25 protein-coding genes are annotated in these 25,950 nt (G+C 66.9%); 13 read left to right on the top strand and 12 right to left on the bottom strand.

Annotation, left to right across the window (positions count from 1 at the left end; genetic code table 11):
- The first annotated feature begins 19 nt into the window (after window positions 1-19).
- Window positions 20-1,432: a dihydrolipoyl dehydrogenase gene (lpdA, locus tag B2747_RS15475; RefSeq protein ID WP_291162906.1), complete on the top strand. Its 1,413-nt coding sequence runs from the start codon at window positions 20-22 to the stop codon at window positions 1,430-1,432.
- 125 nt (window positions 1,433-1,557) lie between these two features.
- On the opposite strand, the gene B2747_RS15470 is transcribed toward lpdA, so the two are convergent.
- The 3 genes from B2747_RS15470 to B2747_RS15460 form a co-directional block, all read right to left on the bottom strand.
- Entirely contained in the window at window positions 1,558-1,905 is a 348-nt protein-coding gene (locus tag B2747_RS15470; protein WP_291162903.1) for a hypothetical protein, read from the bottom strand.
- Window positions 1,902-2,462, bottom strand: a complete 561-nt coding sequence (locus tag B2747_RS15465) for a sigma-70 family RNA polymerase sigma factor (protein ID WP_291162900.1) — start codon at window positions 2,460-2,462, stop codon at window positions 1,902-1,904. Before B2747_RS15465 ends, B2747_RS15470 begins: the two co-directional genes overlap by 4 nt.
- Before the next feature lie 135 nt (window positions 2,463-2,597).
- Window positions 2,598-3,764, bottom strand: a complete 1,167-nt coding sequence (locus B2747_RS15460) for a CaiB/BaiF CoA transferase family protein (RefSeq protein ID WP_291162897.1) — start codon at window positions 3,762-3,764, stop codon at window positions 2,598-2,600.
- Between the two features lie 285 nt (window positions 3,765-4,049).
- Between B2747_RS15460 and B2747_RS15455 the strand changes: the two genes are divergently transcribed.
- The 9 genes from B2747_RS15455 (at window position 4,050) to B2747_RS15415 (ending at window position 10,851) form a co-directional block, all read left to right on the top strand.
- Window positions 4,050-4,889 carry a hypothetical protein gene (locus B2747_RS15455; protein WP_291162894.1) on the top strand — a complete coding sequence of 280 codons (840 nt, stop codon included), beginning with the start codon at window positions 4,050-4,052 and terminating at the stop codon, window positions 4,887-4,889.
- Window positions 4,890-4,895: 6 nt separating this feature from the next.
- Window positions 4,896-5,879, top strand: coding sequence for a hypothetical protein (locus tag B2747_RS15450; protein ID WP_291162892.1), 984 nt, complete (start codon window positions 4,896-4,898; stop codon window positions 5,877-5,879).
- 9 nt (window positions 5,880-5,888) lie between these two features.
- The gene (locus B2747_RS15445; RefSeq protein WP_291162889.1) at window positions 5,889-7,046 is read left to right on the top strand and encodes a M20/M25/M40 family metallo-hydrolase; all 1,158 of its coding nucleotides are present in this window, start codon (window positions 5,889-5,891) and stop codon (window positions 7,044-7,046) included.
- 1 nt (window position 7,047) lies between these two features.
- Complete coding sequence (locus B2747_RS15440) at window positions 7,048-7,263, top strand: hypothetical protein (RefSeq protein ID WP_291162886.1); 216 nt, start codon at window positions 7,048-7,050, stop codon at window positions 7,261-7,263.
- Window positions 7,260-7,892 carry a ribonuclease H gene (locus tag B2747_RS15435; protein WP_291162883.1) on the top strand — a complete coding sequence of 211 codons (633 nt, stop codon included), beginning with the start codon at window positions 7,260-7,262 and terminating at the stop codon, window positions 7,890-7,892. Before B2747_RS15440 ends, B2747_RS15435 begins: the two co-directional genes overlap by 4 nt.
- A gap of 43 nt (window positions 7,893-7,935) precedes the next feature.
- A complete protein-coding gene (locus B2747_RS15430) occupies window positions 7,936-8,115 on the top strand; it encodes a hypothetical protein (protein WP_291162880.1) in 180 nt (59 codons plus the stop codon).
- Window positions 8,112-8,810: a zinc ribbon domain-containing protein gene (locus tag B2747_RS15425; RefSeq protein ID WP_291162877.1), complete on the top strand. Its 699-nt coding sequence runs from the start codon at window positions 8,112-8,114 to the stop codon at window positions 8,808-8,810. Before B2747_RS15430 ends, B2747_RS15425 begins: the two co-directional genes overlap by 4 nt.
- Window positions 8,811-8,874: 64 nt before the next feature.
- The gene (locus tag B2747_RS15420) at window positions 8,875-9,978 is read left to right on the top strand and encodes a hypothetical protein (RefSeq protein ID WP_291162874.1); all 1,104 of its coding nucleotides are present in this window, start codon (window positions 8,875-8,877) and stop codon (window positions 9,976-9,978) included.
- Window positions 9,979-10,011: 33 nt separating this feature from the next.
- Window positions 10,012-10,851: a hypothetical protein gene (locus tag B2747_RS15415; protein WP_291162871.1), complete on the top strand. Its 840-nt coding sequence runs from the start codon at window positions 10,012-10,014 to the stop codon at window positions 10,849-10,851.
- Window positions 10,852-11,408: 557 nt separating this feature from the next.
- Here the strand turns inward: B2747_RS15415 and B2747_RS15410 are convergent.
- Window positions 11,409-12,470 carry a phytoene/squalene synthase family protein gene (locus B2747_RS15410; protein WP_291162868.1) on the bottom strand — a complete coding sequence of 354 codons (1,062 nt, stop codon included), beginning with the start codon at window positions 12,468-12,470 and terminating at the stop codon, window positions 11,409-11,411.
- 164 nt (window positions 12,471-12,634) lie between these two features.
- Between B2747_RS15410 and B2747_RS15405 the strand changes: the two genes are divergently transcribed.
- Window positions 12,635-14,275: an FAD-binding oxidoreductase gene (locus B2747_RS15405; RefSeq protein WP_291162865.1), complete on the top strand. Its 1,641-nt coding sequence runs from the start codon at window positions 12,635-12,637 to the stop codon at window positions 14,273-14,275.
- 39 nt (window positions 14,276-14,314) lie between these two features.
- Here the strand turns inward: B2747_RS15405 and B2747_RS15400 are convergent, their stop codons facing one another.
- Window positions 14,315-14,806, bottom strand: coding sequence for a MarR family winged helix-turn-helix transcriptional regulator (locus tag B2747_RS15400; protein WP_291162862.1), 492 nt, complete (start codon window positions 14,804-14,806; stop codon window positions 14,315-14,317).
- Between the two features lie 140 nt (window positions 14,807-14,946).
- Here B2747_RS15400 and thyX point away from each other — a divergent pair, with 140 nt between their 5' ends.
- Window positions 14,947-15,714 (top strand): FAD-dependent thymidylate synthase, encoded by a 768-nt coding sequence (gene thyX / locus B2747_RS15395; RefSeq protein WP_291162860.1) that lies wholly within the window; start codon window positions 14,947-14,949, stop codon window positions 15,712-15,714.
- A gap of 98 nt (window positions 15,715-15,812) precedes the next feature.
- Here the strand turns inward: thyX and B2747_RS15390 are convergent, their stop codons facing one another.
- From B2747_RS15390 to B2747_RS15360, 7 genes are all read right to left on the bottom strand, one after another.
- Window positions 15,813-17,702: a hypothetical protein gene (locus B2747_RS15390; RefSeq protein WP_291162857.1), complete on the bottom strand. Its 1,890-nt coding sequence runs from the start codon at window positions 17,700-17,702 to the stop codon at window positions 15,813-15,815.
- A gap of 11 nt (window positions 17,703-17,713) precedes the next feature.
- A complete protein-coding gene (locus tag B2747_RS15385) occupies window positions 17,714-18,907 on the bottom strand; it encodes a PilW family protein (RefSeq protein ID WP_291162854.1) in 1,194 nt (397 codons plus the stop codon).
- The gene (locus B2747_RS15380) at window positions 18,904-19,338 is read right to left on the bottom strand and encodes a PulJ/GspJ family protein (protein ID WP_291162852.1); all 435 of its coding nucleotides are present in this window, start codon (window positions 19,336-19,338) and stop codon (window positions 18,904-18,906) included. The genes B2747_RS15385 and B2747_RS15380 overlap by 4 nt, the downstream gene beginning before the upstream one ends.
- Window positions 19,335-19,904, bottom strand: a complete 570-nt coding sequence (locus tag B2747_RS15375) for a pilus assembly FimT family protein (protein ID WP_291162848.1) — start codon at window positions 19,902-19,904, stop codon at window positions 19,335-19,337. Before B2747_RS15375 ends, B2747_RS15380 begins: the two co-directional genes overlap by 4 nt.
- 212 nt (window positions 19,905-20,116) lie before the next feature.
- On the bottom strand, window positions 20,117-22,213 hold the full coding sequence (locus B2747_RS15370) for an elongation factor G (protein ID WP_291162845.1): 2,097 nt from the start codon (window positions 22,211-22,213) through the stop codon (window positions 20,117-20,119).
- A 315-nt stretch (window positions 22,214-22,528) separates the two neighbouring features.
- Window positions 22,529-23,086, bottom strand: coding sequence for a hypothetical protein (locus B2747_RS15365; RefSeq protein WP_291162844.1), 558 nt, complete (start codon window positions 23,084-23,086; stop codon window positions 22,529-22,531).
- Between the two features lie 248 nt (window positions 23,087-23,334).
- Entirely contained in the window at window positions 23,335-23,838 is a 504-nt protein-coding gene (locus tag B2747_RS15360; protein ID WP_291162842.1) for a hypothetical protein, read from the bottom strand.
- 175 nt (window positions 23,839-24,013) lie between these two features.
- Between B2747_RS15360 and B2747_RS15355 the strand changes: the two genes are divergently transcribed.
- On the top strand, window positions 24,014-25,942 hold the full coding sequence (locus B2747_RS15355; RefSeq protein WP_291162839.1) for a DUF1800 domain-containing protein: 1,929 nt from the start codon (window positions 24,014-24,016) through the stop codon (window positions 25,940-25,942).
- Window positions 25,943-25,950 lie beyond the last annotated feature (8 nt).

Here is a 25,950-nt window from a genome sequence, read left to right as displayed (position 1 = left end):
CGATGAATAGCTTTCGCGCATGACTTCCCCGACTCCCCAGACCGCCGACGTGCTTGTCCTCGGCGGTGGCCCCGGCGGCTATGTGGCCGCCATTCGCGCCGCGCAACTCGGTTTCTCCGTCACCTGCGTGGAAGCCGACAAGACCCTCGGCGGCACCTGTGTGACCGTCGGCTGCATACCGTCCAAGGCCCTGCTGCAGAGCTCGGAGCACTATGAGTGGCTGCGTCTGCATGCCGCCGAGCACGGCGTGAAGGTGGACGGCGCCAGTGTCGATCTGCCGGCCATGATGGCGCGCAAGACCGACGTCGTGGCGCAGAACACCAAGGGCATCGAGTTCCTCTTCCGAAAGAACAAGATCACCTGGGCCAAAGGCTTCGGCACGCTCAAGCCGGGCAACGTCATCGAAGTGCGCGCCGCCGACGGGACGGTGAGCACCTGGCAGGGCAAGCACGCCATCATTGCCACCGGCTCGGTGCCGGTGCAGCTGCCATTCCTGCCCTTCGACGAGAAGCGCGTGCTCTCGAACGTGGGCGCGCTGCAGATCCCCGAGGTGCCGAAGCATCTCATTGTGATTGGCGGCGGCGTGATTGGTCTCGAGCTGGGTTCGGTGTGGCGCCGTCTCGGGGCCAAGGTCACGGTGGTGGAGTTTGCGCCCACCATTCTGCCGGGCAACGATGACGATGTCATCAAGGAAGCCGACCGCATCTTCCGCAAGCAGGGCCTCGACATCCACACGGGCACCAAGGTCACCGGCGCCGATGTGCGCGCCGATGGCGTGACCATTCACGCCGAGAAGGACGGCGCGGCGCTGTCGTTTGATGGCGATTACGTGCTGGTGTCGGTGGGCCGCAAGCCGTCGCTCTCAGGCGTGGACGCGGCGGCGCTGGGCCTTGCGTTGGGCGCGCGCGGCGAGATTGCCGTGAATGACCAGATGCGCACCAACCTGCCGGGCGTGTTTGCCATCGGCGACGTGGTGGGCGGCAAGCTGCTGGCGCACAAGGCCGAGGACGAAGGCGTGATTGCCGCCGAGGTCATTGCCGGCAAGCCGGTACACATGCACTACCGCACCATGCCGGGTGTGGTGTACACCTGGCCCGAGATCGCCACGGTCGGCCTCACGGAACAGGAAGTGAAGGCCAGCGGCCGCGCGTATCGTGTGGGCAAGTTCCCCTTCAGCGCCAACGGCCGCGCGCGCACGATGGGCGAAACCCAGGGCTTCGTGAAGTTCGTGGTGGACAAGGACACCGACGAGATTCTCGGCTGCCACATGATCGGCCCGCATGTGGCCGACAATCTCGCGCAGGTGGTGCTGGCCATGGAGTACCGCGGCAGCGCGGAGGACATTGCCATCACGGTGCATTCGCACCCGACGCTCAGCGAGACGGTGAAGGAAGCGGCGTTGTCGGCACTTGGTCGCGCACTCCACATGTAGCAAACTGCAGTTTGGAGTGATGAGCTCAGTGTTTTGAGTTGGAAGGAGCAAGGCCCGATCTGACGAGTCAGATCGGGCCTTTCCTTTTGCACTCAAACCTCAAAGCTCATCACTCCAGACTGCAGTTAAGCGTCCGGGCGGAGTTCGACGTTCACACGGGCGGCACGCGCCGCCTGCGGGCCGGGCTCACGCACCGGGATGGCGGCCATGATGTTGGCGGCGAGGTGCGCCGGCGCCTTCACAGCCTTCATGCCCTGCGCGTCCTTGGCCACCTGATTCCAGAACTCCACGGCGCGCTCGTCGGCGCGACGGGCGTCGGCCTCGGAGGCTTCGCCGTCCAGCCACTGGTGCACGGTGCCGGCGGTCGCGTCAGCGGCGGCCATGCCAGGCAGGGGCACTTCGCGATCGGTCAGCGGACGCTCGGCGCGGGGCGCCATGTTGCGATCGTCCTGCGGTTCGTTGTTGCGCATCACGCGTATTTCTCCTCGAGCAGGGCCTGAAGCGCTTCGCGTGCCCGATGCACGCGCATCTTCAGAGCGCCAACTGTTGTACCCAAGAGATCCGCCATCTCTTCGTAGGAGCGTCCTTCCACGTGTTTCAGGATGAAGGCTTCCCGGAGCGATGGGGCCAACTGCGCGAGTGCTGCATCGAGATCCTGCCGGAGTTCAGTCCGGTCGAGGTCCTCATCGGGTGTCGCGTAGCCGGAGGGCTGATCGTCTTCGTCATAGCTCAGGTGCGTGCGCCGAATGTTCTTCAGCCAGTCCTTGCACCCGTTGGCCACGATCCGGAACAGCCAGGCATCGAAGCGACCGCGCACCTCTGCGAGGTGGTGATACGCCTTGATGAACGACACCTGAAGAATGTCCTCGGCGACGTCGGGACTGCCCGTCATGCCAAGCGCATGTCGATACAGCGGATCACTGTACCGGCCGATCAGCACCGCGAACGCATCGCGGTCGCCCCCCAGGACGCGGGAGATGACGTCCTGATCGGAATCGACGTCGTTCGGCGGGATTGGTGATTCCGTCATATGCACGGCGCTAGGATAACGCCACACGGACGGGATGAACACCCCTGAACGCCATCGGCCCTTTCGGGCCCGACCATGGCCGTACTGCTCGTCTCATGGGAAAGACGAGAAATGCGCGGGGAAGTCACACAGTGGTTACACGTCGCCATCGCTCAGTATCGGCAGGTTGTCGAACAAACTCCACTGTTTTTCCCGGACAGTGACACTGTGCTCGCCCAATTTCGGCGGCCGAAGGCGTACGATGCCGTTCCAGAGTGGCGAAATGCCAGTCTGTGCCAGCTCGGAAACGTCCTGACCGCTGCGTACGGCAGAGTCCGCCAAGGCCTCGTGCACCTCGCGGACCACACCGCAGGGCACGCCCGCCGCTTCGAGCCGGGCCATCCACTCGGCCGCCGGCCGCGTTTGCAGACAGAGGCTGAGCGCCGTCACCACCCGCTCGCGCTGTGCCAGGCGGCCCGCATTGCTGCGCAGGGCGGGATCGTCCGCCAGTTCGTCGAGTCCAAGCGCCCTGGCCGCCGCCAACCATTGCGCATCCGAACCCACCGCCAGCACCAACGGCCGATCGGCCGAGGCGAAGAGCTGATAGGGGACGAGGTTGGCGTGCGCGTTCCCCCAGCGCCGCGCCGGCTGGCCGGTAACCAGCGTGTTCTGCGCCACGTTCACCAGCGACGCCAGCGCACTGTCAATGAGCGACACCTGCACCCGGCGGGCCGACACGGGTAGGGCGGGACGTCCGGCCAGAGCCGCACGGTCCCGTGCCGCCAGCGCGGCCAGAATGCCCAGCGCCGCATCCTTTCCGGTAAGCACATCGACGATGGCCACCCCCGCCTTCATCGGTGAACCCGTCGGCTCGCCGGTCATGGCCATCCAGCCGGACTCGGCTTGCACCACAAAATCGTAGCCGGGACGGGTGGCGTCGGCGCCGAAGCCCGAGATGCTGCACCACACAAGCCGCGGATTCTGCGCCAGTAGCGCGTCAGCATCAAACCCGTATCGGGCAAGCGAGCCGGGAAGGAAGTTTTCTATCACCACATCGGCCTGGGCAATGAGCCGGTGCAGCAGCACCTGGTCGTCCGGCGACCTGAAATCGGCCGTCAGCGACACCTTGTTGCGATTGCAGCTCAGGAAATAGGCCGACTGGCCATCGGCTGCGAAGGGCGGACCCCAGCCACGGGTGTCATCACCCGATTCAGGTCGTTCGACCTTGATGACATCGGCTCCCATATCGCCCAGCATCATGGCCGCGTAGGGCCCGGCCAGCACCCTGGACAGATCGAGCACACGCAGGCCTGAAAGGCTCATTTCTCTCATACTGCGCGTTTACTCGTTTTATAGTGGCACGATACTGTCAAACATATCTCCGGGGATGCCGAGTGCGCGGGGGTGCGACAAGGGGCGTGGTGCGGTGCATTATATGTGTGCCGACCTCCGAAATCACGTCCGTATGCCTTGCGTAGATGACTGGAAATCATATAGTTACCCGCGTTCCGGTGGACGCGGAGCGCGGGGCGGCCTGATCGGCCAGTTCCGGGCCCGTCGAGCGACCACCTCGACCCCCCTGGATGGCGGAAGGAGTGCGCTCCACCTATGGCCGATATGCAGGCTGACGACGAAACGCTTACCGAAGGCGACGCTCCAGCGTCCAGTCCCGCGCCGCGGCGCGGCCCCGGCCATCGCGCGGCGGATGCCCGCGACACGGCCGCGGAGATGGCGCAGCGGGCGCATGAAATCAGCCTCGAGGCGGGCAGCCGCATGGCAGGCGCCATGCGGGACGTCGTGGGTGCGGCGGCCGGGCTCAGCGATTTTGTCATCGAGAGCGCGCGCGACCTCATCAACTACATGGTCCGCCGCGGCCAGATGAATCAGGACGAAGCCGATGTCCTGATTCAGCAGGCGGAGGCCGCCTACATCGCCAAGCACGGTGCCTTGCCGGCGCCGCAGCCCAAGCAGGCGCCGCCCAAGCCCATCCCGCTCGGTCAGTTGCCCAAGGCCGTCACCGCGCCCGCTGCGGCGGCCGAGGCGGCGCTCGAGGCGCGTGCGGCCATGCGTATCGAGCCCCAGAAGCCGTCCGACAAGGTGCACTTCGCGCCGCCGCCGGCCAAGCCGGCCCCCAAGGCTCCCGTAGCCAAGCCGGCCGCGCCGGCGCCCGCCGCCAAGGAGAGCAGCAAGGAAGCCGCCAAGCCCGCCGCCAAGGCTCCGGCCAAGGCACCGGCCAAGCCCGCCGCCAAGACCGCGCCGGCCAAGGCACCCGCCGCCGCCAAGCCGGCCGCGAAGGCTCCGGCCAAGGCACCGGCCAAGCCCGCCGCCAAGGCCCCGGCCAAGGCACCTGCCAAGCCCGCCGCCAAGACCCCGGCCAAGGCTCCCGCCAAGCCCGCTGCCAAGGCACCGGCAAAGGCTCCGGCCAAGAAGGCAGCCAAGAAGAAGTAAGCCGACGTGATCATCGCGTCGGCGCCGACCCGCCTCGACTTCGGCGGAGGGTGGACAGATGTCCCGCCCTACCCCGAAGAGCGAGGCGGTTTCGTTTGCAACCTCGCCATCGAACGGCGGGCCACCGTGGTGTGGCACACTGCGCCACCGGCCCAAGGGGCGGAGCAGAGCGGGCCAGACCCCCTGATTGCGGCCGCGCTGCGCAGCGCGGCGCGGCGCCCCGGGTGGGCAGAGCGCGTTGCGGCCACGCCAACCATTGAACTCCGGAGCGGCTTCCCGGTGGGCGCGGGTCTTGGCGGATCGTCTGCCGCCGGGGTGGCCTTGGCCGCGGCCTGTGCTGTGGCCTGCGGCGAGCAGTTGACCCCGGCCGCTCTGGCCGAACGCAGTCGCGCCACGGAGGTTGAGGAGTTGCGGGTGGCGGGTGGCTTTCAGGACCACTATGCCGCCGCCTTTGGCGGCGCCCTGGGCCTCACACTCGGCCAGACTCGACATGCCGAGCCGCTGCCGCTCACCCAGGCCACGCGCCGCTGCCTCGAAGCCCGTCTGACACTGGTGTACACCGGCGAATCGCGCATTTCGGCCGAGACGATCACGGCCGTGCTCGATGCCTATGCCACCCGCGAGGCGCGCGTCGTGGCCGCGCTGGACCGCATGGCCGGTCTGGCCCGCGACATGGCCAAGGCACTGAGCAGCGGGGACATCAGCAGCCTGGGGGCACTCATGGACGAGCACTGGGTGCATCAGCAGTCCCTGCATCCGCGCATCACGACGCCGCGCATTGCGGCGCTCGAGGCCACCGTGCGAGCGGCCGGTGCCGTTGGCTTCAAGGCCCTCGGCGCCAGCGGCGGCGGCTGTGTGCTGGTGTGTTCGTCAATTGAACAGGCCCCGGCCGTGCGCGCTGCGGCAGCGACATTGGGCGAGGTACTCGACTGGCAGGTGGCCACCGACGGCGTGCGCGTGCAGGTGGTCAGCGACGACACGGACGGCTAGACTGCGGGGGTGACGACCCGCTTTCCCCTCGACACCCTGGCGCTGACCCGCGCCCTCGTGTCCATCGATTCGCGCAATCCCTCGCTCGTGCCCGGTGGACCGGGCGAAGCCGCCGTTGCCGCGTTTCTGGCCGAGGTGCTGAGCGGCTGGGACTTCGAGGTGCAGGTGGTGGAGGTCGCCCCCGGTCGCCCCAATGTGCTCGCGCGCATCGGCCCGCGCGGCGTGCAGCCCATCGTGCTCAACGGGCACCTCGATGTGGTGGGCGTGGAGGGCATGACACACGTCGCCTTCGACCCGTCGCTGCGTGATGGTTCGCTGTATGCACGCGGCAGCTCCGACATGAAGGGCGGAATCGCGGCCATGTGTGTGGCCGCGGCGCGTGCGGCGCAGGAGGGCCGCTTGCCGCGCGAGGTGCTGGTGGCGGCCGTCTGCGACGAAGAGTTTGCCTCCATCGGCACGCGACATTTGCTGGCCGGCGGCTTGCCTACCGACTGCCAGCCGGTGGCGGCCATCGTCACCGAGCCCACGCGCCTTGCCGTCGTGCCGGCTCACAAGGGCTTTGCCTGGTTCGAGTTCAACGTGGCCGGTCGCGCCGCCCACGGCAGTCGCTATGACGTGGGGGTCGACGCGAACCGTCGCGCTTCGCGTCTCATTCAGGCGCTCGACACCTACGAGCGTGAGGTGCTGCGTGACCGAACCCACCCGCTGCTCGGCCGAGCTTCGCTGCATGTGGCCATGATGTCGGGCGGTACGGGCTGGTCCACGTATGCCGAGCACTGCGTCGTTCGCGTGGAGCGCCGCACACTGCCAGGCGAAGAGACCGCCGGCGTGGAGCAGGAAATTGCCGCCTTGTGCGAGCCCCTGCGCGAGGACGGACTGGACGTGCATGTCCGACTCGAGTGCGCGCAGCCCCCACTCGACACGGCCGCCCAGGCGGACATTGTGCGCCGGCTGCGTGCGGCCTGCGTGGCGTCCAGTGTCCCGGATGCCGTGGACGGCCTCTGGTGCTGGACGGATGCCGCGCTCTTCGCGGCGGCCGGCATTCCCGCCGTGTGCTTTGGCCCGGGTGACATTGCCCGCGCGCACTCCGCCACCGAGTGGGTGGAACTCGATCAGCTGCACGCCGCCGAACGGGTGTTGCATGCCGTGCTCACTGCCCCCATCTGACGTGCAACTCTCCTCCAGGCAGTACGACCAACTCGAACGCGCCATTACCGATGGCACGCGTCTCGCCATCATGCGCCGTGGCACCGAGTATCTCGTCATTCCCGAGCGTCTCCGTCTGGTGAACGGACGCGAAGTGATTGTGGCACGACACCCCAGCACCGGACAGCACCTGGAACTGGTGCTCGACGAACTCGACAGCATGGAGCTCGTGAAGTGAGCGCGCGCTATCCGCTGGTGGCCGTGTATGCCGACGAATCCTGTCTGGGCAACGGCAAGAGCGGCGCCACGCCCGGTGGTCTTGGTGCGCTCGTGGAATTTCGCAAATCCGACGGGACGCTCACGCGCTTTGATCTCTGGGCCTCGGAGCCGGACACCACCAACAATCGCATGGCACTGCGCAGCGTGATCGACACGTATCGTGCCATGTCGCGCAAGGGCAACCGGCTGTCGGTGCAATTCACCACCGATTCGCGCTACATCGTGGACGGCATGACGTCCTGGGTGCGCGGCTGGATGGCGCGCGGATGGCGACGCAAGGACGGCGCGGTGGAAAACGTGGAGTTGTGGCAGGAGGCCGTGGAGGCCATTGCGCTGCACGAAACCCAGTGGCTGTGGGTGAAGGGCCACGCGGGGCATCCGCAGAACGAGTACGCCAACCACCTCGCCACGCGCGCTGCGGCCACGCAGGACGCGTCGAACGGTCTGGTCCCGTCCCAGTTCGACACCTGGATGCAGGAGCAGCCGCCCAAGGTGCGCAGCCAGCCGCTGTCGGGCTTTCCCGTGGCGGAACGGTTTGTGCCAAGCCCGGCGTTACCCGCCTCGTCGCGCGCGCGTCTGGAATCGTAAGCCATCCGGCGCCAGGGCGCCGGAGGCCACCTCCGGACGACCCATGTTCAAGTATCTCCTCATCCTCGCGCTCGGCGTAGCTCTCGGCTACAGCTACGGCTGGAAGGACGCACAGGTCAACGAGAAACACATCGCCGAACGCATGCTGGATGGCGTCGGTGGTGCGACGCGTGAGCGGATGGGCAACGACATCGACGGAAAGTACTCCGCCGAGGGCAAGTGACCGTCGTTTCCCGTTCGCTGGACGATCTCGATCGACTGGCCTTTCGTCTGTCCCGTGTGGTGCGCACGCAGTTCCCCCAACTGCTGCACCAGGGGTTTACGCTCACCGATCTCGAGGAGCGGCTGTTGCCGTACCGCGAGGTGCGGCGCGAAATGGCGGACAGCGGACCGGATGCCTTCGAGACGGCCGTGCTGCGGCTGATTGCCGGCGAACGGGAGTATCTGGATACCGACCCCGCACTGCAGACGGCGGCCCGTCAGGCGCTCGGGTTTCCGTCGCCCACGCTGGCCATGATTCGGTCATGGTCGTCCACGACGCTGAACCTGGTGAGTGGCGGTGGCACCCCGCCGAGTGGCGTGCCCACGGCCGGCAGGGACACCCCCATGGTCGGTGATGTGTTTCCACCGCCGACTCAGGCGCCCGCGCGTGCGACCGAACCGGCAGCGCTCGGCGGTCGAGCCGGCGTACTGTCGCGCCTGACGACGCCGCGCAAATCCCAGGCGGCGCTGCGCCAGAGTGCGGCCTTGCCGGTGGCCTGCTGCCGCTACTGCGACTGCCGCCTGCCGGAGGCGCGTCGGGTGACGTTCTGCCCACACTGCGGCATGGACCTGACCAAGAAGCAGTGCGCGGCCTGCAGCACCGAGCTCGAGGTGGATTGGAAGTTCTGTGTAACCTGCGGACGACCGGGCGACTGACACACGTCAGGCTGTGACCGGGCCGGGGTTGAATCCCCTGCCCCTCTCTGGCTGTATTGAAGGGATGCGAGTTGTCCCCCGGGTTCTGTCTCTTGCAGCGGCCACGCTGGTCTGTGCGCTGGGTGCCCCAGCCCAGGTGCTGCCGGCTCAGTCTGCGCCAGCTCAGGCCCCAGCGCCGCTGCGCTGGCCCGTACGCACGCTCGACCACGTTGACCTGTGGCTGCACGCGTTCGCGCTGCTCGACAGCGATTCATCGGCGGTGCCCATCTATCGGCGCGGCTACCGCGACTCGCTCACGGTCATCAAGAACCGTCGCAACATCCTCACGGCGCTCGACGGCAACCGAGAGGTGCTGCAGCGCGGCCTCGCGCGGCGCGGGTATCTGGACGCGCAGTTTCTCGCGTTTGGCTTCAATTCGTGGGACGGCATGCGCGCGGTGCTCGAGCGCTTCCTCCAGTTGGATGGTGACCCGCGCCGCGCTGGCGATCGCGAACTGAGCCAGCTCATGGCTGGCCTCAACGGTCTGTTCCCGTCGGCCGCCGATCGCGAGTGGCTGCGCCTGTTCGTGGCCGGCGTGCAGGACGAGTACGTGCGGTTTTTCCGCGCCGAGCATGCGACGCAGCTGCGCTCGCGCGCGGCGACGATCACGGCCATCGACAGTCTCTGGCAGCAGGTGTATCGCGCGCGCTTCGAGCGTTTTCTCAACAATACGGGCCAGCGGCAAGGCGATGTGCTGCTCACGCTGTCGCTGGGTGGTGAGGGGCGCACGGGCCCGGGCGCGGCCGGTCGGCCGATGGTGGCGGTGAGCTGGCCCGAGCAAACGGCGGACGCAGTGGAAGTGCTGTACGTGCTGGCGCATGAAATCACGGGTTCGCTGGTGGGACCCGTGGTGGCGGACAACGTGACACCGGCGCAGCAACGCAGTGGTGAGGCCGCGCGGCTGGTGTCGCTGGCGCAGGTGCGCACCGGGGCCATGCTGCTCGCGCGCGTCGCCCCGGAGTTGCTCGCGGGCTATCAACGCTATTACCTCGCACAGACGGGGCGCGCCGTGAAGCGTGATGGGTCGGGTGAGGCATTGACCGCCGCATTTGATGCCGCGTTCACGTTGCCCGGTGTGATTGCCGAGGCCCTCGCGCGGCAGGTGGACATCGTACTGGCCGGTATCTGATGCGCATAAACCGCAGTCTTCGACCTTCGATTCATGAGTGACGTGCCCCGGCAGGTACTCGAGCGCGTGCTGGCGCGCGCGAGTGAGCTGCAAACGCAGTCCAGCAGCGACCCCGTGGAAACGATCAGCGAGGAGCGTCTGCTCGAGATCGCCCGCGAAGTCGGGCTCGACGTGCAGCATGTGCGGCAGGCGCTGGCCGAAGAGCGTGCGCAGCTGCTGCTGCCCGGCGTGGCCGGTGGCCTCGTACCAGGCCCCTCCGACTCACCGGCTGTGGCGGCCTATGGACCCGCCGTGATTGGCGCGCAGCGCACCGTGCGCGGATCGCCGGCCGAGGTGCTGCAGCGGCTGGAGCAGTACCTGCCGCGCAACGAATATCTCACGCCGGTGCGGCGTACCGGTGACCGCGTGGTGTGGGAGCCACGCCGCGACCCCATGGGCAATTTGCTGCGCTCAATCGGTGGCGGCGGGCGGCGCTTCGATCTGGTACGTCTCGATCAGCTTGTCGTGACAGCCACGGCGGTAGACGCCGAGCGCACCGTGCTGCGTTTCGACGCCGTGGTGGCCGGCGCGCGCAAGTCGGCGCGCACCACCGGGCAAATCGTGACGGGCATGATGGCGCTGGTGGCGCTGATCGGATCGCTGCCCGTGTTTCTCATCTCCACCATTCTGCCCGCGGTGGCCGCCGGACTGGTGGCGTTTCTCGTGCTCACCGCCGGTGCGGTGAGCTGGTTCACCTGGCGCGGGATGCGCAGTCAGTTTCGCAGCATGATTGCGCGAGTGCAGACACGTCTCGAGTTACTGCTCGACGACGAGGAGCAGGGGCGCTTGCAGGCTTCGCCCTCGCTGCTGGAGAAGATGCTCAAGGGGATCTGATGCAGGGCGCCATTCGAGCCAAGACTGCCGCGTGATTACCGCGCATCTTGCACAAATCGTCAACCGCTCACGCAGAGAACTGCAGTCCGGGCTCAACTGCCTTGTCGCGGATTGCGCGGATGTGGCGGAAACTGCACGGATGAACAAATGGGAACGTGTTGCTTTTCCTCTGCGCCCTCTGCGCCCTCCTTCTCTCTGCGCGAGCGGTTGACGGTCTCGCGGATGCGCCGAGTGCCGGTGTTGCGGCTGATTTGCCAACAGCTCACGCAGAGAACTGCAGGAGAACCGCAGAGCGCGCAGAAGAGTCGATCGTCTACGGAGTGGCTCTCATGTTTGATCCGTGTCGTTTCCGCCCAATCCGCGTCATCCGCGTCATCCGCGACAAGGCCGTTCGACCCAGACCCTTATCTCTGCGCCCTCCTCTCCTCTGCTTCTCCGCGTGAGCGGGTAGCGATCTCTCGATGATAACGAGTGTCGGTGGAGGAACCGAATCGTCACCCGCTCACACAGCGGGAAGAAGCGCCAACTTTCCCCCTCAACGGCGATCCGAAATATCGTCAGCCCGCGAAGCCCAGCTCGAAGCTCCGCTGACGCACGCGCGCCACGAGCCAGCGCAGCCCCCCGTTGCTCATGGCCAGGACACTGCCGGTCATGAGCAGTGACTTGACCTCGCGGCGCGAGATCTTGACCGAGCCACCCGGCCGCAGCATGGCCGTGCTCTCCACCAGATCACGCAGCGTGGCATAGGCCAGCAGCAATGGCAGAATGCAGAACATGCGAATGGAGACCGCGCGCCGCGGGATGTCCAGCAGGTACGTCAGCGCCTCTTCGAGATCGTGCCAGGCCAGCTTGATGAGCTGGGTGAGCGCTTCACGATTGCTGGCCAGCAGCTCGGGGGCCAGAATGCGGCTCTGCGTGCTGCCATGGGCCTGCAGCAGTTCCTCGGGCACGTACACCGAGTTCTCCTGCTCGGCGTCCACCGCCACGTCTTTCAGGATGTTCACCGTCTGCAGGGCTTCGGCAAACGCGCGGCAGCGTTCACGCAGCACGGCGTAGCGCTCGGCGCCAATACTCGGTGAATGCTCGTGCCAGAGATCGGTGAGCATGTAGCCCACCGTTCCGGCCACGTAGTAGCAGTACTCCTGATACTCGGCCAGCGTCTGGATGCGGATGCCGCTGGGATAGAGCAGCACGAACTTGCGCATGCCAACCGCCATTTCCGCGACCCATTTGCGCACCACGGCCCGCGTGTTGGGCGGCAACGCGCCAAAGTGGGCAAACACCAGCGGCGTGTTGCGCGTGAGCGTGAGATGCGCGATTTCGCCGGGCAGGTCCTGGACACCGGCCGTGAAGCGCGCGAGCGCGGCGGCATCGTCGAATGCCGAGAGAAAATCGTCGAACAGCGCGGCCTTGACGTCGGGGGCAATTCCGGGCGCGTCTTCGACGGTGTCCGCAATGCGGCACAGCAGGTACGCGTCGAGCACGGCCTGCCCGAGTGCGCCCGGCAGCACCTTGATGCCCAGGGCAAAGGTGCGCGAGACGGCGGGCAGAATGGCGGCGCAAAAGCGGGCGGCATCCTGCCGCGCGATGGCGTCGAGCGCCGCGGCGGGTACGGTCATGTCGGGGAGTGGGGCAAGCGGTAGTGTCGTAGAAGATACGACAGGCGTTCGACGGGCGTCACTGTCTCCACACGCCTGCCATGCAGGCCTGCCACGTTGGCCTGTCACGCAGACCGCCGAGCCAGGCACTTGCTGGCGCCAGTCGCGCGGGATTGGTTGCAGGCATGTCGATGCTCGCCCCCTCCTTCGATCTGCCGCCGGCGTTTCGCGGGGTTTTTCGCGCCGACACCGTGGCGCGTGCGCTGTATGCCGAGGGCGCGGGCATTGCGCGCTGCCTGCCGCAAGCCGTGGCCGTACCGGCAGACGTGGAGGCCCTGAGCGACCTGGTGCGCTGGGCCAAGCGCACCGGGCATGCGCTCATTCCGCGGGGCAGCGGCAGTGGCATGGCGGCCGGCGCGGTAGGGCCGCATGTGGTCGTGGACCTGTCGCGCTTCACCGACGTGCTGCCGGTGGATGTCAACGCGCGGCGCGTGGTGGCCGGTGTGGGCGCCACGCGGCAGGCCGTTGATGCGGCAGCCCGCGCCGAGGGCCTGCGCTTCCCCGTCGATCCGTCGAGCGGGGCCTTCTGTACGGTGGGCGGCATGACGGCCACGAACGCGGCGGGCGCGCGGTCGCTGCGCTTTGGGGCCATGCGGCCCTGGGTGCAGGGGGTGCAGGCCGTATTCGATGACGGCTCTGTGGTCTGGGTGCGCCGCGGCGAAGCCTGGCCGGTGGCGGTGCCTGCGGTCGCGAGGCTCCGCAAGGCTTTCGATCAGGTGGCGGCACAGGTGCCGGTGGGCCTGCTCCGGCACGAAGGCGTGCGGAAGGAGTCGTCGGGCTACGGATTGGCTGCGGCCATGGAATCGGGCGACCTGGTGGACCTGCTGGTCGGCAGCGAAGGCACGCTGGCCGCCTTTGCGGCGATTGAGCTGGCCCTCATCCCTGTTGCCGGCGCAACAGCCACGGTGCTGGTGACCTTTGGTTCGCTGGACGCTGCCACGGCCTGCGCGGTGGACGCGGCCGAAGCCGGGGTGTCTGCCTGCGAGCTGCTCGACCGGACATTTCTGGATGTGGCGGCGCGGGGTGGCGAGACCGGTGTGCCGGCGAATGCAGAAGCGGTGTTGCTGATTGAAGTGGAAGGAGAGGACAGGTCACACTGCGGTATCCTTATCGATACTGTGGCGTCTATGTGCCTCTCTCATGGCGCGATAGAGATTCAAAAAGCCGACACCCCGGAGCTCGAGCGGCAACTGTGGCACCTCCGGCATGCGGCCAGCCCGATCCTTTCCCAGTTGGCGCCTCGACTTCGGTCCATGCAGTTCATCGAAGACGGCTGCGTGCCGCCAGGCCGGTTTCCTGAGTACGTACGCGGCGTTCGCCACGCGCTCGAACGATCGGGCACCCTCGGTGTCATTTTTGGTCACGCCGGTGACTGTCATGCGCACGTGAATCCGCTCATTGACACCATGGCGCCGAATTGGCGCGATATTGTTGCCCAACTGCTCGATGAAGTGTGCGAACTCACCGCCAAACTCGGTGGCACACTGGCCGGCGAACACGGCGACGGACGACTGCGCGCGCCGCTGCTGGACCGCATCTGGGGCCTCGAAGCCCGGGCGGCCTTTGCCAATATCAAGGCCGCTGCCGATCCGGCCGGGGTGTTCAACCCGGGCTGCAAGGTGGCTGACACCGGCGCGCTGCCGTTCGGCGACTTGCGGCACGACCCGGCCGCCCCCGCCCTCCCGCCTGCCGTGCAGACCGCGCTCCAGGACGTGGAGCGCGGCCGGCGCTGGGACCGCTTCCGACTCGACCTGCTGCCCGGCTGACGGCGCCGGGTCCGTTTCCGATCCGGGTACGGGCTTCGCTCAGCCGCCCGTGCGCAAAGCGCCAAGTGTGTCGATGAGCGCCCGCTGCTGATCTTCCGAAAGCGGCGCCATGATGTCGTCGTCCACGGCATCCATGAGCGGGTCCAGCAACGCCAGCAGTGCTTCACCGGCCGGCGTGATGTTGCACAGCACCTGCCGACGGTCGGGCCGGCTCCGGTCGCGGATCACGAGCTCCGCCTTTTCCAGCTTGTCGAGCAGGCGCGTGACGGTCGACCCTTCGTCGATCATGCGATCGCGGATGGCCAGGGTGGGCAGGCCGGCCGCTCCCGCCCCCCGCAGAATGCGGAGCACGTTGTACTGCGCCAGGCTGAGCCCATGGGGCTCGACGACCCGGGACACGCGCCGCGACAGCACCGAGGCCGTGCGCATGAGCGCGATGAGCGCTTCCTGCGAGGACGAGCGAAAGGGGCGGGTCTGCTGAATTTCCTCGCGCACATCGCGCGAGGTCCTGACGAGTGTGGAATCGGACATGAGGGGGGCGGGCCGAACAGGCGATGAACGGGGCGGTGAGCTGAATCATGGGCATCAGGCCCGGCGCAACGTCGCGGGGGGAGTGCCTACCGAGTTACCTTCTGCGGCGAGATTCATCAACCCGTCTTTTCATTCCTCCGATGCCGCTTTCCGACGCCGCCATCCTGCGTGAGCCCCGTGTCACCGTGCTCGCCCGCCCCCAGTTTGCCGAGCCGGCCCACCTGCCGGTGCAGTGGATGGGGGAGTCCACGGACGGTGAACGTCTGGCGGAATTTGCCGGTCGCCTGTGCTACATGAGTCAGCGCAATCCGGCCGGTCGCAGCACACGCGAGTATCTGGAGAACATCAAGAAGCAGGGCCACGGCAGCGTGCTGGAGCATGCCAACTACTCCCTGCTGCTCGAGGGCGTGAGCCGTTCGCTCACCCACGAACTGGTGCGGCACCGCGCCGGCTTTGCCTACTCGCAGCTCTCGCAGCGCTATGTGGACGAAAGCGACGCGCAGTTCGTGATGCCACCGGCCATTATCGGGGACACGCCGCTGGAAGACGCCTGGCGCACGCAGGTGACCTCGGCCCTCGACAGCTACGTGGCGCTCGTGGAGCAGCTCATGACCCGCTATGCCTGGGTAGACGACAAGGTGCACCGCCGCAAGATGGCGCGTGAGGCCGCACGCGGCGTGCTGCCCAACAGCACCGAGACCAAGATTGTCGTGACGGGCAACGCGCGCGCCTGGCGCACGATGCTTGAGCTGCGTTCCAGCGAAGGCGCGGAGCTCGAGATCCGCCGACTCGCGGTGGCCGTGCTGCGTGTGCTGCAGCAGGAAGCGGCCGCGTTCTTCAGTGACTTCGAGATCTACGACGCCACGGACCGCCGCGAAGCGGCGCGCCTGCAGTACCACAAGGTGTGACGGGGTGAACGGCGCACGCGCCGTAGCGGGCACACAACACAACGGGCGACGCCGTTTGGAGTGGCGTCGCCCGTTGTGCGTTCATGCAGGCTCTGGCTTCAGCGCCGCGCGAACCACTCGTTGACGTCGAAACCGCGCGGATCGATTTCGAGATACTGACTGACACGCCAGTGGCCCGTGGTGGGGAAGTACGGCGGCGGGAACGAGAGGGAGCAGCGGTTGAACGAAATGTCCGAGGTGAATCCGTGAATACGGCCACCGCCGATCGTGCCACCCGTACCGGCGCGCTGCATGATGCGTCCGCCCACCTGCCGCACAAAACCACGATCGACGTAGTAGTCGGTACCCAGTCCACCCGGTGGATTTGGCCGCTCCGACGCAATGGTTCTGAGCGCCATGACCACCGCGTGCAACTGGAAGTCCGGGCGCGCCGGCGAGGGACTGAAGTCCTTGCGTGGCAGCAGCCAGCCCGTGCCGTCATTGGTGCGGCGTTGCTGCGGCGACTGGATCTGATTGTCGGCCCAGAGGACGTGTTCACCAGCAAAGACGCCCACGATGTCGTCGTCAGCCGTGCAGGTGGTGTTGCCGGGCGCGGTGGCCTGCGTGAGGTCGTCGAGAATGACGATGTTGTTGCGGGCGGCAATCGTGACGCGGCCGCGCACCACACCACTCAGCCCCACGCGCCCCTCGACGAAGATGGTGCCACGAAAGGCCGGATTGAAGCGCGGGCTGAGCGGCCAGAGATAGGCACCATCGGGACGCGCCGCCACGGCGGGTGGCACCGTACCGGAGGTGCGTGGCAGCCAGTTGCCGGCGGAGTCACTGGCCGCGAAGACGCCACCGTTCAGACGCGGGTCTCCACCAAGGAAGCAGCGGGCACTGGGGCTTTCGAAGGCGCTGCGCTTGCCGCTCATGCGTGTGGAGTAGCCGCCTGAGCCACCCTCCGGTACGTGCCGGAAACGCTGCGTCACGACATTTACGCCGCCTACGACGTTCGTGACGCCACAATTGGGGGAGTACATCACGCTGTCATTGGGCGCATAGGCGCCGCCCGGCGCGGCCTGCGTGCGCGCCGCCGTGTAGCCATGCCCCCAGGGGTTGGTGCTGCGCGACTGATAGATGCGAAAAAAGCCCTCGTCGGGACCGTTGGCCTGGCCATTGCCGTCGATGTCAATGGCCACGAACTCGATGCGCATGGTGGTGAGCGCGGAGTCGCCGGTCACCACCGACGGCGTGAAGACGTATCCCGCATTGGCCGCGATGTCGCGCACGATGTTGAGGTCGGCCGTGCCCGGCATGGCGATGGGGCTGATGATCTTGGCACGCCCCTTGTCCCACTGCGCGTCGTTCGCGTTGTACACGCCCTTGGCCGTGGTCACCACGTCCTTGAAGATTGCCTGCGGCGGCGCGCCGTCGTAGATGTAGAGCGAGTCGTTGGAATGCATCGGCCCGTGCGCCGTCCAGCCATTGGCGAACCACAGAATGCCGTTCGAGACCGTGCGCCCGACATCGGTGAAGTAGGCGTACTTGGCGAACGACTCCTGGTAGATGACCTCGCGGCGAATGGCCACCGTCCCGCTCTTGTCCACGGCCCGCGATACGATCTCGGCCTGCACACCAAACTCGCCGGCGTTGGACAGCGAATCGGAGTTGCCGATGCGGCTCACCCAGGTGTAGCGCTTCACCCCGTGCGTACCGGCAATGGTGGCGCCGTTCTCCAGCGTGAGAATGCCGGACGCCGGCACCGTGTCCAACCTGGCGTTGAGGCGATTGCGGGCTTCCTCGAGCCCGGTGAGCGCCACGTCGTCCACCATGACGGTGCGCTCGCTGGCCTTGGTGGACACCGTGCTCGCCATGACCAGCATGGACGAGGCCAGCGCGATGGTCATGGCCACCACCCCCAGCACGATGACGGTGAGCAGTGCCATGCCGCGACGCGGACGAACTAGGGGACGGGCGGCGAATCGCGCCCTTTGACGTGAACGCATGACGAGGCTCCTCATGGGACGTACACGTCGGCGGACGTGGACATGGACGAAACGTTGGGTGTGCAGTCCTGCACCGCGACGCCATAGCGGTACGACGCGTTGCGGGTCGGCATGCCGTTGTCGCGCACGATGTAACTGGCGCGCTGCGTGGCCGCGACGGTGCTGATGGGTTCCCCCCAGGTGGCGGCCCCCACACGCTGGCGCCAGATCACATAGCGAATGGCATCACGTTCACCCGCTCCATCGTCGACGGCCGAGGGAATGGTGATCTGCACGAATTGCGAGTCACTTCGCCAGGTCACCGACGGCGCATTGGGCTGCAGTGGCGGACGACCACAGGCGCGCGACTGCCGTGCGTTCTCCACGTTGGGCATGGGCACGAGATAGCGGACAATCTCGGGACGGTTGGCGCCGGTGGCCTTGGCTTCGTACGTCACCTCCACCGCACGCAACTGGTCGATGCGCGCCGAGACCGCCACACCGGTGTCGGCATCGAGGCCACGACGCGGCGCCGTCTTGCGGAGCGGCAGCCAGGTGCGCGGCACGGTATCGAGATCGGGTTCGTCATTGCCGTAACGCGAGGGATCGTACCAGTAGCGGAAGAAGGGCTTGTTGCTGGCGCGGCGGAGGCCCGTGGCCACGAGCTCGGGCTTCTGGTCGTTGACCTGACGAAACAGCGCATAGGTGCCCGCCGGTCCCGCCGTATCCGGCGTGAAGCGATAGATGAGCAGCTCAGCGTCGCTGTTGATGAACATGGCGTTCACCTGCGAGTAGCTCTGCAGCGGATACATGAGCACCGGACTGGAGCCGGGAATGGTGAACTGCCGATCGAGCGTGATGGCGCTGACGGTGGCGTCACTGGCGTAGGTATCCACATACACGGCACCGGTGAGCGATACCGAGTCGCGATTGCGCGTGGTGAGGTCGGCGTTGAACGCCACCACACTGTCGTTGGCCATCACGAGAATGGGCTGCACATCGGTGACATTGGTGCCGGCCGCGCGGAGTTCCTGCCGCAGCAGGTCGCGGCTGAAGCGTCCGTTCTGCACGGTGTTGCTGCGGTCGGACAGCACGCGCAGGCCACGCGACTGGGACATCATGAATCCCATGCCGGCCGTCATGACGACACCAAAGATGGTCATGCCGATGAGCAACTCGACGAGCGTGACGCCGGAGCGGCGACGCGATGAATGGGCGCGGGTCATGGGATGGCGATGGAAATGTTGCGGACGACTGGCGACGGCATCTGCGAAGCCGGTACGGCTTCCACCGTGACCCGCACGCGCTTGATGCGCCGCCGCCCGGTGGTATCGGCCGTCACGACGGTCGTGGTGCGCAATCCATCAGCGAGGCCGTTGTAGCTGCTGGCACTCAGGCGTTCGAGCGTGCTCCAGGTGGGCCAGGTGCGCGCCAGACCGATCTGCATGTCGGCGCGCGCGTGTGCCCGGCTGCGAATGCCGGCATCACCCACCGCGCGCTGCAACTGCGAGGTGCCCAATCCGATCATCAGCACGATGGCGGAGAGGATGGTCATGGCCAGCACGGTTTCGATGAGCGTGAAGCCGCGGCGCCGCGTATTGCGACCGCGACCTCGACCGCGACCGCGTGGCGCACGCCCAGGACGATACGCACTCATTGCGACCTCCATCCGTCTTTCGTGTAGAGGAACACGCGCCCGCGTCCGGTGGCCCGGTCCACTCGCAGCATGCGCGTGTCGCCGAAGGGATCGTCATGGCGCTTGGCACGCTGGCTGAGGTAGAACACGGCCGCGCGATCGAAGGCGCCATTGCGCTGCAGCACCAGGTAGGGCTGCGTGTTCAGGCGCTGCAGCGAGGGGAACTGGTCCACGTCGAGACCGAAGGCCGGCACGGCTTCCCCGCGCGCGAAGCGCACGCCTTCGGGCAACACGGCGGGCCGTGTGTGTTCCCCCGCGTCGATGCGCTCGTTGTTGTTCGCGTCCCACACCGTGCGAATCGACCCCTTGGCCGTATCGAACACGACCAGCACATTGTGTCCGCGGGCGGCCGCGTCGGTCTTGGCCGCCATCAGCACCATGTTGAGCGTGCGCGCGGCGGAGTCCACTTTCAGGCGCTCCACGCGGAAGCGCGGCAGCGCGAGCGCGGCGAGCACGCCGATAATGGCCACCACGATCAGCAATTCGACCACCGTGTAGCCCGCAAGAAGGCGGGACCGGCGGTGCATCGGGGTGGCGCAGTAAGAGGGGCGGGGGCTGGATGTCGTCATGGCTCGATGAGTGATCACGGCTTCATGACGAACAGTTCAGATAACCGGCAACCCCGGCCAGCCCTCGGCGGGCGCAGCCAGCCACGGTGTGACAAAGGCGCCGGTGCTGTGACAGCACCGACGCCTTTTCATGGCCTCATCGTGGCGGGAGCGCCGAGGCTGGAGCGCCGTCAGCCCGTGGCTTCCTCCATTTCGCGGGCGTGTTCCGCCACGACCTTCTGTGCCGCTTCATGCGGCACCTGCTCATAGCCGCTGAATCGGCGGGTGAGCGTGCCGTGTCCATGCGAAAGCGAGAAGAGCTGCGTGGCGTACAGGTGCAACTCCGCCTGCGGGACCAGCGCGCGCACACTGGTCTGCTGCCCATCGGTGTCGGTGCCGAGAATCTGGCCGCGACGTCCGGACAGGTCGCCCAGCACATCGCCGAGGTAGCGATCGGGCACCGTCACCTCGACGAGGTCGATGGGCTCGAGCAGAACCGGTCGGCACTTGCTGGCCACGGTCTTGAACGCGAGGATGCCGGCCATCTTGAACGACATTTCGTTCGAGTCCACCGAGTGCGTGGAGCCGTCGTACAGCTCGGCGCGGAAGTCTACCAGCGGGAAGCCGGCCAGCACGCCGCGTTGCGCGGCCTCCTGAATGCCGCGGTCCACGGCCGGGATGTACTTGGACGGAATCACACCGCCCACGATGCGATCGTCGAAGAGATAGCCCTCGCCGCGTGGCATGGGGGACATGCGGATCCAACAGTCGCCGAACTGCCCGCGCCCACCCGTCTGCTTCTTGTGACGACCCTGCCCTTCGGCCTTGGCCGTGATCGTCTCGCGATACGCAATGCGCGGCGGCGCCAGATCGGCCTGTACGCCGAACTTGCGTTTGAGTACGGCCATGGCCACGTCGAGATGCCGCTCACCCATGCCACCCACGATGGTTTCGTGTGTCTCCGGGTTGTAGGCCACACTGAGCGTCGGATCCTCATCGTGCAGCCGGTGCAGGCCCTGCTGCAGCTTTTCTTCTTCACCACGCGCAGCGGCGGACACGGCGAAGTGCACCACCGACTCGGGGAAGGTGATCGCCGGAAGACGGATGGGATGTTCGCGCGTGGACAGCGTGTCGTTGGTGTGGGTGTTGCGCAGCTTGGCCACACAGCCAATGTCACCGGCGTGCAGGGTCTGGACCTCCACGCGTTCCTTGCCCAGCGGCACGCTGAGGTGGCCAAGCTTCTCGACCACGTCGCGCGTGGCGTTGTAGACCTCCTGGCCCGTCTGTACCGACCCCGAGAGCACACGGAAGTAGCTCACGTCTCCCACATGAGGTTCGGAGAGTGTCTTGAACACGAGCGCCGCGAAGGGCCCGTCGTCCTTGGCATGCAGCTGAATGGTCGCGTGGCCCTCCGATCCGGTGAGGGCATGGATTTCCTCCATTTCCCAGGCGTTGGGCATGAGCTGCACGAGCTCGGTGAGCATGGCGCGCACCCCAATCATGTTCTCCGCCGAAACGCAGAAGAGCGGGAAGAGATCGAGCCGTGCCATGGCATCCTTCATGCCGTGTATGGCATCATCGCGGTCGATGTCCTGCCCTTCGAGGTAGCGCTCGAGGAGGGCGTCATCGGTGGCGCTGATGGCCTCGATGAGTTCCTGTCGATAGGCGGCGAATCGAGCCTGACAGTGCGCAGGGATATCGGTTTCGACGTATTCACCTTTGGCGCCACTCGTGTACATGTACGCGCGTTGGGTGAAGAGATTGATGACGCCGGCAAACTCGTGGCCTTCGCCGCAGGGGATCTCGACGGGAATGACCTTGGCGGTGAGGCGCGACTTGATCTCGAGATAGATGCGATCGAAGTCGGCATGTTCCTTGTCCATCATGGTGACGGCAAAGAGCACCGGATCCTGTCGCTGCATGGCGGCGCGAAACATGCGCTCGGTGCCGACTTCCACGCCGCTCACGGCACTCACCACACAGAGGGCGCCGTCGGTGGCGGCGAGGCCGGCAAGCGCGTCGCCCTGAAAGTCGAGCGAGCCGGGCGTGTCGACAAAGTTGATCTTGCTCTCCATCCACTCGGCGTAGGCACAGCCGAGGGCGATGGAGTAGCCGCGCTCGACTTCTTCGGGGAGATGGTCCGTGAGGGCGGTGCCGTCGCGGATGTTGCCGTGGCGTTTGCCGGAGCCGGCGGCGAAGCAGAGTGCATCGACGAGACTGGTCTTGCCGCTGCCGCCGTGGCCAACCACGGCAATGTTTCTGATGCCGGCGCTGTCGTAATCCCGCATCGTCCCTCCGCGCGTCGCCGGAGGTCCGGCGAGCGGGTTGCGCGGGGGCGCGGCAGGCTGGGCCTGGTGCGTTGCCCCGCATGGTTCGGACGTCGCGGCCCCCGGAGGTGGGGGTCGTGGGCGGCGGGGACGTCATCCCGTCCGCCGTGTTGACCATGCGGCCGGGGGAGGGGAGCAGCAAGCGGACTGGGCCGGACGGGGGGTAGGGGGAATGCTGGTGGCGGGGTCGTGGCCGCCCCCGAAATACCGAGCGGGTGGCAACCCCGAAGGATCACCACCCGCTCACGACCTGCAATCTGACAAACGAGAGTCCGTTCAGTCGCCCTCCACGTCGAATCCGTAGGCATCTGCCTGTCGGATGGAGTCGAGCCAGCGTTCCACTCCGGCGTCGTCCTCCAGTGAGGCACCGGCTCCACCGCTCGCGCCCACGGCGCTGAGGAAGGAGAAGCTGAGTGCGCGTTCCGTTCCCTCGGGCCAGTCCGGCATGGCCAGTCCGGCCGCCACCCGCCGCAACGTGGTGCCGCAGCTGCCAAGCAGCTCCGACGCCCGCGCTTCGAGCGTAGGCAAGGGAATATCGAGATCCTGCGTCACCAACCGACCTGTCGCGTTGTCCCGCCAGGCCGAGTCACCGACCGCACCGCGGTCCGGCCACACGCCAAGATGCCGCACGACGCCCGACGTCACGGCTTCCAGTCGTTCACTCTCCACGGTGGCGGCAAGGGCAAGCGCGAGCGACTGCGCGTCTGCCTGGCCGTACAGCGTTACCACTTCACGCCGCGAGCGAGTGCCGAAGGGAAGCACGGGAATCGAGTTCACGTGCGCAAGTACCGGCGAATCGCTCGGACGCGCCTCGAGTCGTACGAGGACGTCCATTTGCTACCTCCTGCGGGTTGAGGGTCTCGGGGTCCGGATGGCCCGCCTCGTCACGTGCGCCGTCCACGCGTCCATAAGACGTGCCATACCGGATAGGGCAACGGCCGCTGTATCCCGACCGTCCTTCTGGTGCTACCCGGGTGCCGACCCAGGTCCGTGCCCAACTCCATACCCAACGATGGCGAAACACGTATCGTGCCCGTTGTGATGTGCATCACCAACCGTGTCACCATTGGTGACGCGAATGGTCACGGGTTGGTCGTGTCCACCGAAGACGGGATGGCGTCACTCGCGTCGAGCCAGATTCCACTGAGCAGCGCAACCACGAGTGCCGCTGCAATAGGAACCGCGCCGGGGGTATTTCCCGTCACACCGTAGCCTATACGCAACGGTGCGGGCAGAACGCTGAGTGACACAGAGACATACCCGAGCACCAGCGCTCCGGTCACCAGCACTCGCCAGATGCCGCGAAATGGCTGCACCAGCGCCGCGAGCAGGAATCCCCACGCGGTCGCCACAATGAGGTGATGCAGATAGCCAAGGGCCACCGACGTGAGTGGCGCGGCTTGTGACGCCACACCAAACCGCTCGAGCAATCCACGACCGGCTAGGCGAAATGCGCGCCCGGCTTCGCCCTCACGCCAGCCCAGGCCGAGCAGCGCGCCGCCCGTGGCAATGGTCGTCAAGGTTCCGGTAGCGAGCGCGGCATCGAGCGCGCGCTCCAATCGGCTGGGAGAATCCGTCTCGGCCATGTCGTAAGATATACGGCGACCGTGCCGGCAAGGTGACGCCGCGCACCCGAATTGGCAGCGGGTCTCAAGTCGGACCGCCGGTCCGTGTGTCACGTTCCGCCGGTAGTCTTAACACGGCCCACTTGTCGGCGTCCAAGCGAGGGCAGTTCGACGACTTCAACGGAGCCGCACCGCCATGCGTTATCGCCCCGCCTTCGACTTTGTCCACCGCCCCGCCCTGCGCCACACCGGGGCGATGTTCCTCAGCCTGACGCTCTTGGCCTCCTGCCGCAGCGCGGCGCCGGGTGTGGCCCAGACAGGCGGAGTCTCCGGCGACATGGCTCGTGGCTCGAGCAATCGCGCGGCGGCACCGCGCGCGACACAGAGCACCGCCCGCGAGCAAACGGCCGATCAGCAGGTGCAGCATGTGCTCAATCGCCTCGCGTTTGGCCCGCGGCCCGGCGACAGCGAAGCCGTGCGGCGCATGGGCGTCGACGCGTGGATTGCGCAGCAGTTGCAGCCAGAGCGGCTGGATGACGCGGCCGCCACGGCGTTTGCCTCTCGCTACACCACGCTCACCAAGTCGGCCGATCAGTTGTTTGCCGAGAGCCCACCGGGTGGACAGCTGCAGGCGCAACTGGCGCGCAAGGGGGCGTCGGCGACCGCAGCCGACAGCCAGCGTGTGCGTCAAGCCGCGCAGCTGGGCCGCCAGTACGTCGGTGAACTCACGTCCCATCGCGTGGCGCGCGCCGTGCTCACCGAGCGACAGCTCGAAGAAGTCATGGTGGACTTCTGGCTCAATCACTTCAGCGTGTTCGTGGGCAAGGATCGCACGCGCTACTTCCTCAATGACTACGAGCGTGAGGCCATTCGTCCGCACGCGCTGGGTTCCTTCCGCGCGCTGCTCGGCGCGGTGGCCAAGAGCCCGGCCATGCTCTACTACCTCGACAACTGGCAGAGTGTGGCCGACAGCGGACGACCGGTGTTGCAGCCCGTTCCGCCACGGCTGGCGCAGCGTCGGGCGCAGGCTGTGCGCCGCGCGGCGCAGCAGCGCGGTGCGAACGACGAACAGATGCAGCGCGTGGCGCAACTGCAGCAGCGGCGGCGCGGACTCAACGAGAATTACGCCCGCGAACTCATGGAGCTGCACACGCTGGGTGTGGACGGCGGCTACACCCAGCAGGACGTGATTGAAGTGGCACGCGCGCTCACCGGCTGGACGCTCGAGCGCGGCGCCCAGGGCGGCGGCTTTGTGTTCCGGCCGCAGGTGCACGACGCGGGTGCCAAGACCATTCTCGGTCAGCGTTTCCCCGCCGGCCGCGGCGTGGAGGAAGGCGAGGCGGTGCTGGACCTGCTGGCGCGTCATCCGAAAACCGCCGAGTACATTGCCACCAAGCTGGCGCGACGTCTGGTGAGTGATACGCCGCCCCCGGCCCTGGTGCAGCGTGCGGCAGCCACGTTCACACGCAGCAACGGTGACATTCGCGAGGTGGTGCGCACGATCGTCACGAGCCCGGAGTTCTTCAGCACGGCGGCCTATCGTGCCAAGGTGAAGTCGCCGTTCGAAGTGGTCGTGAGCACGCTGCGCGCGATGCACGGCACGCCCACACCGGCGCCGGTGCTGGCCCAACTGGTGGCGCGTCTCGGGCAACCCATCTACGGGCACCAGGCGCCCAACGGCTGGCCCGAAACCGGCGACGCCTGGATGAACACCGGAGCCATTCTCAATCGCATCAACTTTGGCCTCGCGGTGGCCAGTGGTCGCGTGCCGGGTGTGCGGCTGCAGCAGTGGCCGGCCGCTGCTGCGCTGCAGCCACTGCCGCGGGAACAGCAGGTTGACGGCGTCATTCGCGAATTGCTCGGCGGTGCCGTCTCGCCCGATACGCGGCAAGTGCTGCTCACGGGGACCAACCCGTTTCTGCAGGCCAACGCCGCCAAGGCCGATTCGCTCATCATCGACGATGACGACACCAACGGCATGATGACACCGCCACCAGCAGGGAACAGACCAGCCAGACGCGGCATGAACGCGAATAGCAACGCGAATGCCAGCATGAATCAGGCGTCAGGCCTCGCGCAGATCATCGGGCTGGCGCTCGGTTCTCCCGAATTTCAGCGGCGCTGAGTGTCGCG

The sequence above is a fragment of the Gemmatimonas sp. UBA7669 genome (genome assembly GCF_002483225.1).
In the GTDB taxonomy this organism is placed as follows: Bacteria; Gemmatimonadota; Gemmatimonadetes; order Gemmatimonadales; family Gemmatimonadaceae; genus Gemmatimonas.
This window is presented reverse-complemented; position numbering and strand designations above follow the sequence as displayed.